The organism is Micromonospora sp. C97, assembly GCF_018070385.1.
GTDB classification, from domain to species: domain Bacteria; phylum Actinomycetota; class Actinomycetes; order Mycobacteriales; family Micromonosporaceae; genus Micromonospora; species Micromonospora parva.
Map to the genome: position 1 here is coordinate 14,277 of NZ_JAGPXU010000011.1, position 11,796 is coordinate 26,072.

Here is an 11,796-nt window from a genome sequence, read left to right on the forward strand (position 1 = left end):
GCTCATGATGACCGGCGAGGTGCCCGCGTGGGTGCCCGTGCCGGGGCCCGGCGGCCTCCATGTGCAGGTGGCCCAACCGGGTGCGAAGATCGGCTTTGTCACTCGGACCGAAAGGACGATATGCGCTACCGCACTCTGGGCAGCACCGGCACCGTGGTGTCGACACTGTGCCTGGGCACGATGACCTTCGGCGCGGAGACCGACGAGGCCGGCAGCTTCGCCCAACTGGACCGGTTCGTCGAGGCCGGCGGCACCTTCATCGACACCGCCGACGTCTACTCCACCGGTGTCTCGGAGGACATCATCGGGCGCTGGCTGCGCAGCCGACCCGACGTGCGCGACCGCCTGGTGATCGCCACCAAGGGGCGGTTCCCGATGGGCCCGGGGACGAACGACGCCGGCCTGTCCCGGGTGCACCTCACCCGCGCCCTGGACGCCAGCCTGCGGCGCCTCGGCGTCGAGGCCGTCGACCTGTACCAGGCGCACGCCTGGGACCCGCTGACCCCGCTGCCGGAGACGCTGCGGTTCTTCGACGACGCGGTGCGCGCTGGCAAGATCCGCTATGCGGGGGTCAGCAACTTCACCGGCTGGCAGCTGCAGAAGGCCGCCCTGCTCACCCAGCACCTCAACCTCACCCCGATCGTGACCCTGCAACCGCAGTACAACCTGCTGGCCCGGGAGATTGAGTTCGAGTTGGTGCCGGTCTGTGAGAACGAGGGCATCGGCATCCTGCCGTGGTCACCGCTGGGTGGCGGTTGGCTGACCGGCAAGTACCAGCGCGACAACACGCCCACCGGCGCGACGCGGCTCGGCGAGAACCCGCAGCGCGGCGTCGAGGCGTACGCGGGTCGCAACGCCGAGGAGCGCACCTGGCGGGTGCTCGACGCGGTCCGTCAGATCGCCGGGGACCTGGGGGTTTCCATGTCGGCGGTGTCGCTGGCCTGGCTGGCGGCCCGACCGGCGGTCACCTCGGTGATCCTCGGTGCGCGTACCACCGCGCAGCTCGACGACAACCTGACCGCCGCCGACCTGGTCCTCGACGCCGAGCAGATGCGGCTGCTGGACGAGGTGAGCGCCCCACCGGTGGGCGACTACCCGTACGGCGCCGCAGGCGTGCGCCAGCGCGCCCGCGACCTGCCGGCCGGATCGTGACGTCGTTTCCCGAGCCCACCGCCCCGGCCGGCAGCCGCGCCGAGGTCTTCCTGCGCTACCTGGACTACTTCCGCGAGTCCATGGTGGCCAGGGTGTCGGCGCTGGCTGAGCCGGAGCTGCGGCGCAGCCGGCTGCCGTCCGGGTGGACCCCGCTGGAGCTGCTCACCCACCTGCGCCACGTGGAGCGGCGCTGGATCGAGTGGGGCTTCCAGGGTCGGGATGTCGCCGAGCCGTGGGGCGACCGCCGCGACGACCGTTGGTACGTCGCCCCCGACGAGTCCCGCGCGGATCTGGTGGCGGCGCTGCGGGCGCAGGGCGCGCACACCACGGCCGTGGTGACGGCACACGACCTGGCCGAGATCGGTGCGCCGGGCCCGCGGTGGGACGGCGCGGACCCGGCGTCGCTGGAGCGGGTGCTGTTCCACCTGGTGCAGGAGTACGCCCGTCACCTCGGCCACCTCGATGTGGTCGCCGAACTCGCGGGCGGCCCGACCGGAGAGTGATGGGCTGATGCCGCTGTTCGCGGTTTCCCTCGATCAATTGAGTCGGCGGTGATCCAGTCGAACTGCGCGGTGGGCGGAGGCCGTTGACGTTGGACAGTCGCCGGTGGATGATCCAGCGATGTCGCTCGGGTTGGCGAGCCGGGGCGCTGGCCCTCATGGGCAACATGATCGCGGTCATCCGATGGATTTAGGAGAGCGGATGTGTTGAAGTTCCTTCTCACGTCGGGAGGCATCAGCAACCCGAGCATCTCCGACGCGCTCGTCGACCTGTTGGGCAAGCCGATCGCCGAGTCCACGGCCCTGTTCATTCCCACCGCTGTCTACCCATTCCCCGGCGGGGCTGAGAGGGCGTGGAAGGCGATTCACGGTCGGGCCGACATTCCGCTGTGCCAGCTCGGTTGGAAATCCCTGGGGTTGCTGGAGCTCACCGCGCTGCCGACCATTCGAGAAGAGAACTGGGTCCCGGCGGTCCGGGAGGCCGACGCTCTCCTCGTCTGGGGCGGCGACGTGCTGTACCTGACCTACTGGCTGCGCCAGTCGGGCCTGGCGGACCTGCTGCCGTCGCTGACTGACACGGTCTATGTGGGGGTCAGTGCCGGGAGCATCGCGGTCACCCCGTACAACTGCGACGCCGAGTTCGACCTCGCGTTCGTCCCTGACGGCAGCGACAGGGCGCAGGACGCCGACCGGGCGCTGGGGCTGGTGGACTTCACCCTGTACCCCCACCTCAACCATCCGGAGATGGAGGACACCGAGCTGTCCACCATCCAGAAGTGGGCGTCCGGAATCCCGGTCCCGACCTACGCCATCGATGACAACACCGCCATCACGGTGGTCGATGGCAATGTCGACGTCATCTCCGAAGGCGACTGGAAACTGATCAACCCCTGACCGGGTTGTCCCTTCAGCCGAGCCGGCCCCTCGACGTGGTCGCCGCGCTCGCCGGTGGCCCGGCCGGGAGCGTGCGGCCGCCGGCTCGATAATGGGCGGATGCCGCTGCTCGTCGTACCCGCGCTGCCCGCCGGCAGCCTCGCCGCCCAGGAGCAACCCCACCTTCCGGTACGCCCCGGGGTGGCGTTGCGGCCGTGGCGTGACGACGACGCCCCGGCCGTGCGGGCTGCCTTCGACTGTCCGGTGATCCAGCGATGGCACGTGCGTCGTCTCGACAGCGACGACGAGGCACGGTCGTGGACAGCGCAGTGGGCCGGCCGTTGGCGCGACGAGAGCGCCGCCAGTTGGGCGCTCGTCGACGCCGACGACCAGCCCGTCGGTCAGGTGGGGTTGCGCGACGTGCTGCTGACCGAGGCGTCGGCGCAGGTGTCGTACTGGCTGATGCCCGCCGCGCGCGGTCGAGGGCTCGCCACCGAGGCGCTGCTCGCCATGACCCGATGGGCCTTCACCCGGGGCGGGTTTCACCGGCTGGCGCTGGAGCACTCGACCGGCAACGTGGCGTCCTGCCGGGTGGCTGGGCGGGCCGGGTTCACCGTCGAGGGCGTGGCCCGAGGGTCGGTGCGCCACGCCGACGGCTGGCACGACATGCACCTGCACGCACGACTGGCCTAACGGGCCTCGGCCCAGCCGACGAAACGCGGGGTCAGGTCGGGCAGCGCCACGACGGCCGCGACGGCAGGTGCTTGCGGCGCTGGGGCATCAGACGGCCCGCGCAGCGGTCCGACGCCGCGCGGGGGCGGGCCGCCGCGCCTCGCCGGGTGCTTGCCGCCGTACGCCCGCGCGCAGCACGAACAGTTCACGCCGGGCCACCGCCTCGCCCTTCGGGTCCAGTTGGTACGCGTCGAGCCAGAGCCAACCGTCGTACGTGTGCCGGACGCCGGCCGGCGTCGTGAGCCGGTGTGGTTCCGGCCGTGGGTCGACCTGGAACGTGAGGCGGTGACGCTGCGGTCGTTCGAGCTGGCGTGGGTGCCCGGGCTGTTGCAGACCGAGGCGTACGCGCGGGCGACCCTGGCCGGCGGGATGCTGGCGGCGGAGGCGGTCGACGAGTTCACCGAGGCGCGCATCGCCCGGCAGGCGATCCTCGCACCGGGAGAGGGCGGGCCTCTGCTGGTGGCCGTGCTGGACGAGGGGGTGCTCCGACGACGTGTCGGCGACGACCGCGCCCTGATGGCCGCGCAACTCGCGTGCCTGCTCGGGCACGCCGAGGCGGGCACCGTGCAGTTGCACATCGTCCCGGCGGACGCGCCCAGCTATCCCGGGCTCGACGGGCCGTTCACCATCGCGGACATGCCGGACGGTTCCCGGGTCGCCCACGTCGACAGCGCGGCCCAGGCGCAGATCCTGGATCAGCCATCGGACCTTGTTAATCTGGAGCGACGGTGGGAGCGGATCCGCGGCGAGGCACTGCCGCGCGGGCGTTCCCTGGCACTCCTCAGGGAAGCGGCAGCAGCATGGACATGACCGGCGCGCGGTGGCGGAAGAGCACGAGGAGCGGCGGCAACGGCGGCAACTGCGTCGAGGTGGCCGACAACCTGCCGGGTGTGGTGCTCGTTCGGGACACGAAGGATCGCGACGGCGCGACGCTGGCGTTCCGCCCCGAGTCGTGGCGGCGCTTCGTCGCGCAGGCCCGCCACGCCGGCTGACCTCGCTAGCGCACGCCGGCGGGTTCGGCCGGTTGCGGTTTCGGGGTCGCCGGCCAGGTGAGGCGGCGTACGCCGGGGACGAGCGCGGTGCCCGCGCAGGAGGCGAGGACCAGCAGGCCGGCGACGGCCAGCGGGACGGGTGCGCCGAACGCGTCGGCGGCCACCGGCGCCAGCGCGTAGCCCAGCGGCATGGCGCCCAGCGACACCAGCCAGTCGTACGAGGTGACCCGGGCCAGCACCTCCGGCGGGAAGTGGTGCTGCACGACGGTCTCCCACACCGGGTTGAGGTAACCGAGGGCGGTCAGCGCCACCGCGTAGGCGGCGATCACCACGGGGGCGGGCGCGGCGACGGCGAGCAGGAACAGCGGCGCGGCGTAGCAGGCCAGGCCGAGGTTGGCCAGCAGCACCGGCCGGTGCAGCCGTACCCGCCCGGCCAGCAGCGACCCGGTGAGCATGCCGATCGCGCCGGCCTGCAACAGCAGCACCCAGGTCGCCTCGCCGCCGAGTCGGTCGATGGCGACGGCCGGGCCGAGGGTCATCAGCACGGCGGCGGCGCCGTTCCACACGCCGTGCCCGAGCAGGCTGGTCCAGAACCAGTCGCGGGCGCGTACCTCGCCGAAGCCGTGCCGCAGGTCGGCGAGGACGGAACGGCGGGGCACCGGCACGTGGCGGACCCGCACCAGCGCGAGCAGCGCGGCGCTGAGCGCGAACGACGCACCGTCGAGGATGAATGCCCAGCCGGGCCCGGCGGCCCAGATCAGCGCGCCGGCCAGCGCCGGCCCGGCGAGGCGACTGGTGTTGGCGGTGATCCCCATCAGGGCATTGGCCCGCTGCCGGTCGGCCGGTTCGATGGTGCCGGCGACCAGCGGAGACGCTGTCGGAATGGCGAAGGCCGAGGCGACGCCGCCCAGCGCCGACGCCACCACGACGGTGCTCAGCGACGGGTCGCCGCCGAGCAGCTCGACGCCGACCGCGATCTGGGCAGCGCAGCGGACCAGGTCGGCCAGCAGGGCGACCCGGCGGGCGTCGAACCGGTCGGCCACGACACCACCGAACGGCAGCAGGAGCAGCCGGGGGACAACGGCGGCGGCGAGGACGACGGCCAGCGCGCCGGTGGAGCCGGTGGCGCGCAGCACGGCCAGCGCCAGCGCGGCGGGCACCACCGCGTCGCCGATGGCGGAGATGCTGCGACCCAGGAACAGCAGCCGGAAGGAGTGGTTGCGCAGGGGGTGAGCCATGACCCGGAGCATAGTTCGACATCGAATATTTCGGCAACGAATATTTTGTCGCTGAGGTAAGCTGGCGCGGTGACCACCACCCCGGACACCGTCGACCAGCACATCGAGCGCTGGCGGCCCGTGGTGCCCGACCTCGACGCGGACGTCGAGGGGGCGGTGACCAGGATGATCCGACTGACCCGGCACCTGCGGGCGGTCAAGGAGCGGGTCCTGGTCGACCTCGACCTGCCGGCCCACGAGTACGACACCCTGCACGCCCTGGCCGGTCGTGGTGGACGGGCAGCGCCCTCGGATCTCGCCGCGGACCTCGCGATGGCCCCCGCCTCGATCACCGCGCGGGTGGACACTCTGTTGCGGCGGGGCTTCGTGCGCCGAATGCCGTCCACCGTGGACCGACGGCGGGTCGACGTGGAGCTCACCGAGGCAGGCCGGGCGGCGTGGCAGGGGGCGATGCAGGTCCAGGGCGCGGAGGAGCACCGCCTGCTCGGCGCGCTCACCGCGACCGAGCGCCGACACCTCTCCGACCTGCTGCGTCGGGTGCTCCTGGTCGCCGAGCAGCCGCCGAGCGCGCCGGGGACCGACTGAGCGGGCCGGAAAATCGCCTGGCGGCCCGCGTACCGCTGATGCGAGGGTGACCGGCATGACTGCGCATGCCCTGGCTGGCGCCCTGGCCGACGACGCACGGCGACGGATCTTCGCGGCGATCGTGCTGGGTGCGACCAGCGCGACCGCTGTCGCACAGCGGGTCGACCTGCCGGCGCGGGTGGTGCTCACCGGGGTTCGTCGGCTCACCGACGCGGGCCTGGTCACCGGTGCCGACGGCGCGCTCGCTGTCGACGAGGCGTCGCTACGGGCGGTGGTACGCGACAACCGGTCACCCGACGCCGCCGAACCCGCCGCCGACCCGGTGCTGCGGACCTTTCTCCGCGCGGGCGTCCTGGTGAGCCTGCCGGCGCAGCCGAGCCGGCGGCGGGTCCTGCTCACACACATCGCCGAGCGGTCGTTCGAGCCGGGCACCCGCTATCCGGAGCGGGCCGTCGACGACGCCCTCAAACCGTGGTGCGCCGCGGGCGGGTCCGATCACGTGACACTGCGCCGCTACCTGATCGACGAACAGCTGCTCACCCGCGAGCACGGCATCTACCAGCGGCTCTGATCGTCCGGATAATCCCGTTGACCGGGCGATGATGATCAACAGGTGACCACTACCGCCCGACCAACGTGGACGACCACCGCCGCCCGACCTGATCGACCTGACGCCGCGCTGCTGCTGCGCGAGTACATGACCGAGATGGTGATTCGCTACCACCGTCGCCCGGCCCTGCCCGGCGAGGTCGACGCGGCCCTGGCCGAAATGCCCAGCGACGACCTGACCGCGCCGAGCGGACTGCTCCTGCTCGCCCGCCACGGCGACCAGCTGGCCGGTTGCGCCGGGCTGCGCTGGCAGCGGGGCTGGGCAGAGCTGACCCGGGTGTTCGTCCGGCCCGACCATCGCGGTGCCGGTGGAGGTGCCGCGCTGCTGGCCGCCGTCGAGGAACGGGCTCGCGCGGCCGGGGCGGACCGGATTCGACTCGACACCCGCCACGATCTGGTCGAGGCCCGCGCCCTGTACGCCCGGCACGGCTACGCGGAGATCCCGGCGTACTCGCAGGGGCCCTACGCCGATCACTGGTTTGAAAAACGGCTGTCCTGAGCAGTTGACGTTCGCATCCGGACGCGCTAAACAAGAAGAGGAAGTTGAGTCACCCCGACTCAACTCATCACCTTCGGCCAGGAGAACCGAGGAGGCATGACCATGTTGATGCGTACCGACCCGTTCCGCGAGATCGACCGGCTCGCCGAGCAGTTCTTCGGTACGGCGGCCCGCCCCGCGATGATGCACCTTGACGCCTACCGCGACGGCGACCACTTCTACGCGGCGTTCGACCTGCCTGGCGTCGACCCGGACAGCATCGACTGCACCGTCGAACGCAACGTGCTCACCGTCCGCGCCGAGCGTCGCCGACCCGCCGGTGACGGCGTCGAACTGGTCGCCGCCGAACGCCCGATGGGCACCTTCACCCGGCAACTGTTCCTCGGCGACACCCTGGACACCGACAAGCTGGAGGCCGGCTACGAGAACGGGGTGCTGACACTGCGCATCCCGGTCGCCGAGCGCGCCAAGCCCCGCCGGGTGACCATCCAGGCCAACGGCAACGCCCGCCGGGAGATCAACGCCTGATCCGCCACGGTGACGGGTGGGACCGGCGCGCCTGCGCGCCGATCCCACCCGAGGCTGAGAGTCTTTTTCACATGGTGTTCTCCGACGCTCCGGTGCTCGCCCGTCCGTCCGCACCACCGGCGCTGCCGAGCGGACCGATCGAGGTCACCGAGGCGTGGCTGCGTAACCGGCGGCTGTCCGAACACACCCGCGACGCCTACCGACGTGACGTCACCGGCTGGCTGCGTTGGTGCGCCGAGCGTGACCTCGACCCGCTGCGGGCCACGTTCCTGCACGTCAACGAATACGCCCGCGCCCTGGAGAACAGCGTCGGCGCCCGCAGCGGCCGCCCACTGACCCCGGCGACCGTCGCACGCCGACTCTCGGCGCTGTCCAGTTGGTACGACTTCCTCGCCAAACTCGGTGCGGTACCGGCCAACCCGGTCGCCGGCGCCGACCGCCCCCGCGTCGACCGGGACCACTCCGCCACCGTCGGGCTCACCCCCGAGGAGGTGGACGCCCTCCTCAACGCCGCCGAGGCCGACACCGGCGCGACAGCCGTCCGCAACCGGGCAGCGCTCGCGCTGCTGGCCGATCTGGGTCTGCGGGTCGGGGAGCTGATCTCACTGGACCTGACCGACCTCGGCACCGAACGCGGCCACCGCAGCGTGCGCTTCGTCGGCAAGGGCGGCAAACAACGCCGCCGCGCCCTCACGCCCAGCGCCGGGCACGCCCTGGACGCCTACCTGGCCCAGCGGGCCGCCGCCACCGGCGTGCCGGTGGCGCAGCTGACCGGTCCACTGCTGGTCACCGCCAGCGGTGCCCGGCTGGACCGGCACTCGGTGTTCCGGATGGTCCGTCGGCTCGCCCGTGCCGCCGGCATCCCGGCCTGGGCGAAGCTGTCGCCACACTCGCTGCGACACGCGTTCGCCACCACCGCCCGCTCCGAGGGCGTGCCGTTGGAGGACGTGCAGGACGCCATGGGGCACGCCGACCCGCGCACCACCCGCCGCTACGACCGGGACCGGCACAACCTCGACCGCGACCCGGCCTACGCGGTGTGGGCCGCCCGGTCGCGCCGCCGCGGCTGAGCAGCGCCCGCCGCGTCGGCCCTAGGACCGGCAGACCTAGGGTGAAACCGGCCGCTTTTCGGCAGCATCGCACGTTGCTGTACTTGTGACATGACCTTCGGATTCCAGTTCGACCACGTCGGCATCACTACCTCTGCAGCGCACCTCGACCAGACCATCGCGTGGTATCGCGACCACCTCGACTTCTTGGTGATCCAGCAATTCGAAGTCGGCGAATCGGTGTTCACCTTCATCGGCACCGACAACACCAAGATCGAGATCATCTCGGCTGGCGCCGCCGCGAACCCGGCCCCGGCCGCCGAAAGCCTACCGGCCAGCCACGACGTCGAGCGTCTGCACCACATCTGCCTCCGGGTTCCCGACCTGGACGCGGCCATCGCCGAACTCGACCGGCGCGGTGTGGCCCTGTTCGCCGGCCCCATGACGGTCGAGAAGAGCGGTCAGCGTTTCGCCTTCATCCGGGACAACATCGGCACCATCATCGAGATCACCGATGCGGTGCCGATGGCCGGCTGAGCGCATCGGCGACCACGTCTCGCAGCCGCTGCAGGGCCGCCTCGGCGTCGGTACCCGGATCGGCCCAGTAAAGGTAAAGCCAGACGTCGTCGGCCAGTTGCGCAGCCACCTGCCGCAGTGCCAGCAAACCGATCAGCGGATGACGGTACACCTTGACACCGGGCGCCGGGGTCGCGACGTCGTGCTCGTCCCATAGCTCGCGGAACTCGGGACTCCCCGCGTTCAGATTCTCGACCAAGCGGTGGAGACGGAGGTCCTCCGGGAACCGGGTGACGGCGGCCCGGAGGACACCGACGGTCTCGCGGGCGGAATGCTCCCACGTCACCATCACCTCACGAGCACCCGCATCGGCGAACAGCCAGTACGCGTAGTAGCGGCGCTCACGGGGGAACGTGTCGAAGTCCGTCGTCAGTTCTCGATGCAGTGCGTTCGCGCCGATCACCTCGCTACCGCGCCCCACCACAATCGCCGGAACAGCGACGGCGCGCAGAAGCCCGGTGATATTCGGATGATCGTCCGGAACACGGTCTGCCTCGTGTTTCGAACGGCCCCGAACCAGCAGATACAGCTGTGCCCGTTGCGCCGGCGAAAGGCGCAACGCCGTGGCCAGAGAATCGAGAACTGAATCGGACGGCGAGACGTTACGGCCCTGTTCCAGGCGCATGTAGTAGTCGACGCTCACACCGGCCAGGGCCGCCACCTCTTCGCGCCGCAGCCCGGGCACCCGGCGTCCCGAGCCGTCGATCAAACCGGCTTGCGCCGGGCTTACCTGCGCCCGTCGTGAGCGAAGGAAGTCACGCAGAGCGGTGTTTCGTTCCACCAGACGATCGTGTCAGACACGCATGAGTCAGGAGACGTTGGTGCGGCTGGGCAGGCTGTGCGGCGTCAGCCCTGCGGGCGGGGGCAGATGCAGAACGGCTGACCGATCGGGTCGAGGAGCACGACCCACTTGTCGCCGCCGGGCTGGAAATCCGGCTTGGACGCGCCCGCCGCCACGAACTTCTCCTCCGCCGCCGCCAGGTCGTCGACGTAGAGATCCAGGTGGTAGCGCTTGTCGCCGGTCGGATCCGGCCAGGAGGGCGGTCGGTAACCCTCGACCAGACCGAAGCCGATGGAGACGCCACCGGAGCTGATCATCGCGTACTCCGGTTGGCTGTGGGTGACCTCCCAGCCCAGCGCCTGGTGGTAGAACGCGGCATGGCCGGCAGGATCGGAACTGTCGAGGTTGACCATCGCGAGGTCGGCAGAAACTGTCACGCCGGCAGTATGCCGACGGGGTCCGACAAACTCCGGGCCTGCGACACCCACCGCCCATCAGAGGGCCTCGAGCGGCCAGAACGTCACCCGGGCGGTGCTGTCACGGCAGATCAGCCCGGCGCCCACCCGTCGACAGTCGGTCAGACCCTCCGGAAGCACCGCCGACACCCGATGACCGTCGCGTCCCACGGTCGCCACCAGCGCACGCCTGCCGTCCGCCGCCAACCCCAGCACCACCAGCGGCTCCGCCGGCACCCGGGGGCCCGCCACCGTGCGCCAGCGCGCGCCGTCCGGCCACGACCACACCCGCGCCCCGGTGCCCGCGTCGATCGCCCAGCGGCCCTGCTCGTCCTGCCCGCAGATCAGGCCCTGGCAGGGCCGCAGGGTCAACTCACCCGACGGCACCGGCACCCGCCAGCGCGGCGCCAGCCCCGGTAGGTCGTACCCGGTCAGCGCCACCGCGCCGGCGACCGGGTGGCGCAGCACCAGGTGCGCGCCGACGACCTGGGGGTTGTCCGGGCCGTAGTCGGCCGGCGGAAGCTGGCCCCGCCCGCGCTCGACACCGTCGCGGGCGTCGAGAAACCGGACCAACCCGTTGTCCTGCACCAGCAGCACCCGCCCGGGCAGCGCCCGCAGCACCGCCGTGGAGGGCAGCGGAACCGACCACCGGGTCGCACCGGTGGCCGGGTCGACGCCGTGCACCGTGCCCTCGACCCGCCGCCCCGGATCGGAGGCGCTGCGTACCTCGCTCACCGCGACCGCCGCGTCCCCGGCCGCGTACACCCGCTCGGGTCGCCGCCAGACCGGCTGTCCGGTACGCATCGACCGCGCGGTGGTCACCCGCGCCCCGCGCGTCTGATCCCGTTCCACCAGCAGCAGCAGGTCACCGACGACCTCGGCGGACCACCCGGCGGCGGGTGGCACGGTGACCCGCCACCGCGGCGGGCCGCCCGGCGCGGCCGAGTCGTAGGCGCTCAGCGTCGGCGGGCTCTGGTCGGGGCCGACGACCAGCAGCAGCGGCCCCGCGCCCAGCACTGTCGCCCCGGCGGGCACCACCGGCCCGACCTGCGGCGACAGGCGCCCGACCGGGGCGGCACCGCCCAGCAGGGCACAGATCGCCACCAGCGCCACCACCCGCCACCGGCGCGACACCTGCGGCGGCGGCCGGCGCTCGTCCAGCGGCGCGCCCCGGTCGTCGCCCAGCTCGATCAGCACCGACATGCGGGCCCACCCGTCCGCTCGCCC

Annotated in this window: 16 protein-coding genes; 12 read left to right on the forward strand and 4 right to left on the reverse strand. The window is 72.0% G+C overall.

Annotated elements, in window-relative coordinates:
* Positions 1-120: 120 nt before the first annotated feature.
* The 6 genes from KBX26_RS16660 (at position 121) to KBX26_RS16685 (ending at position 4,249) form a co-directional block, all read left to right on the forward strand.
* On the forward strand, positions 121-1,152 hold the full coding sequence (locus KBX26_RS16660) for an aldo/keto reductase (RefSeq protein WP_247680720.1): 1,032 nt from the start codon (positions 121-123) through the stop codon (positions 1,150-1,152).
* On the forward strand, positions 1,149-1,655 hold the full coding sequence (locus KBX26_RS16665; protein WP_030327644.1) for a DUF664 domain-containing protein: 507 nt from the start codon (positions 1,149-1,151) through the stop codon (positions 1,653-1,655). Before KBX26_RS16660 ends, KBX26_RS16665 begins: the two co-directional genes overlap by 4 nt.
* A gap of 204 nt (positions 1,656-1,859) precedes the next feature.
* Positions 1,860-2,546 (forward strand): Type 1 glutamine amidotransferase-like domain-containing protein, encoded by a 687-nt coding sequence (locus KBX26_RS16670; RefSeq protein ID WP_210858909.1) that lies wholly within the window; start codon positions 1,860-1,862, stop codon positions 2,544-2,546.
* 99 nt (positions 2,547-2,645) lie between these two features.
* On the forward strand, positions 2,646-3,218 hold the full coding sequence (locus KBX26_RS16675) for a GNAT family N-acetyltransferase (RefSeq protein ID WP_210865820.1): 573 nt from the start codon (positions 2,646-2,648) through the stop codon (positions 3,216-3,218).
* A gap of 255 nt (positions 3,219-3,473) precedes the next feature.
* The gene (locus tag KBX26_RS16680; protein WP_307857830.1) at positions 3,474-4,067 is read left to right on the forward strand and encodes a DUF5753 domain-containing protein; all 594 of its coding nucleotides are present in this window, start codon (positions 3,474-3,476) and stop codon (positions 4,065-4,067) included.
* Positions 4,058-4,249 (forward strand): DUF397 domain-containing protein, encoded by a 192-nt coding sequence (locus KBX26_RS16685; protein WP_130401096.1) that lies wholly within the window; start codon positions 4,058-4,060, stop codon positions 4,247-4,249. The genes KBX26_RS16680 and KBX26_RS16685 overlap by 10 nt, the downstream gene beginning before the upstream one ends.
* 5 nt (positions 4,250-4,254) lie before the next feature.
* Here KBX26_RS16685 and KBX26_RS16690 read toward each other — a convergent pair whose 3' ends face one another.
* Complete coding sequence (locus tag KBX26_RS16690) at positions 4,255-5,487, reverse strand: MFS transporter (RefSeq protein ID WP_210865821.1); 1,233 nt, start codon at positions 5,485-5,487, stop codon at positions 4,255-4,257.
* Between the two features lie 69 nt (positions 5,488-5,556).
* Here KBX26_RS16690 and KBX26_RS16695 point away from each other — a divergent pair, with 69 nt between their 5' ends.
* The 6 genes from KBX26_RS16695 (at position 5,557) to KBX26_RS16720 (ending at position 9,294) form a co-directional block, all read left to right on the forward strand.
* Entirely contained in the window at positions 5,557-6,072 is a 516-nt protein-coding gene (locus KBX26_RS16695) for a MarR family winged helix-turn-helix transcriptional regulator (RefSeq protein ID WP_210865822.1), read from the forward strand.
* A 55-nt stretch (positions 6,073-6,127) separates the two neighbouring features.
* Positions 6,128-6,643: a DUF2087 domain-containing protein gene (locus tag KBX26_RS16700; RefSeq protein ID WP_210865823.1), complete on the forward strand. Its 516-nt coding sequence runs from the start codon at positions 6,128-6,130 to the stop codon at positions 6,641-6,643.
* Positions 6,644-6,685: 42 nt separating this feature from the next.
* Complete coding sequence (locus KBX26_RS16705) at positions 6,686-7,180, forward strand: GNAT family N-acetyltransferase (RefSeq protein WP_307857831.1); 495 nt, start codon at positions 6,686-6,688, stop codon at positions 7,178-7,180.
* 102 nt (positions 7,181-7,282) lie between these two features.
* Entirely contained in the window at positions 7,283-7,708 is a 426-nt protein-coding gene (locus tag KBX26_RS16710; protein WP_030327658.1) for an Hsp20/alpha crystallin family protein, read from the forward strand.
* A gap of 71 nt (positions 7,709-7,779) precedes the next feature.
* Entirely contained in the window at positions 7,780-8,778 is a 999-nt protein-coding gene (locus KBX26_RS16715; RefSeq protein WP_210865824.1) for a tyrosine-type recombinase/integrase, read from the forward strand.
* Between the two features lie 90 nt (positions 8,779-8,868).
* Positions 8,869-9,294 carry a VOC family protein gene (locus tag KBX26_RS16720; protein WP_210862472.1) on the forward strand — a complete coding sequence of 142 codons (426 nt, stop codon included), beginning with the start codon at positions 8,869-8,871 and terminating at the stop codon, positions 9,292-9,294.
* Here KBX26_RS16720 and KBX26_RS16725 read toward each other — a convergent pair.
* The 3 genes from KBX26_RS16725 to KBX26_RS16735 form a co-directional block, all read right to left on the reverse strand.
* Positions 9,266-10,114, reverse strand: a complete 849-nt coding sequence (locus KBX26_RS16725; RefSeq protein ID WP_210865825.1) for a helix-turn-helix domain-containing protein — start codon at positions 10,112-10,114, stop codon at positions 9,266-9,268. The two genes, KBX26_RS16720 and KBX26_RS16725, sit on opposite strands and share 29 nt — an antisense overlap.
* A gap of 65 nt (positions 10,115-10,179) precedes the next feature.
* Positions 10,180-10,551 (reverse strand): VOC family protein, encoded by a 372-nt coding sequence (locus KBX26_RS16730; RefSeq protein ID WP_036410475.1) that lies wholly within the window; start codon positions 10,549-10,551, stop codon positions 10,180-10,182.
* Between the two features lie 57 nt (positions 10,552-10,608).
* Positions 10,609-11,772, reverse strand: a complete 1,164-nt coding sequence (locus KBX26_RS16735) for a PQQ-binding-like beta-propeller repeat protein (protein ID WP_210865826.1) — start codon at positions 11,770-11,772, stop codon at positions 10,609-10,611.
* Positions 11,773-11,796: the final 24 nt, after the last annotated feature.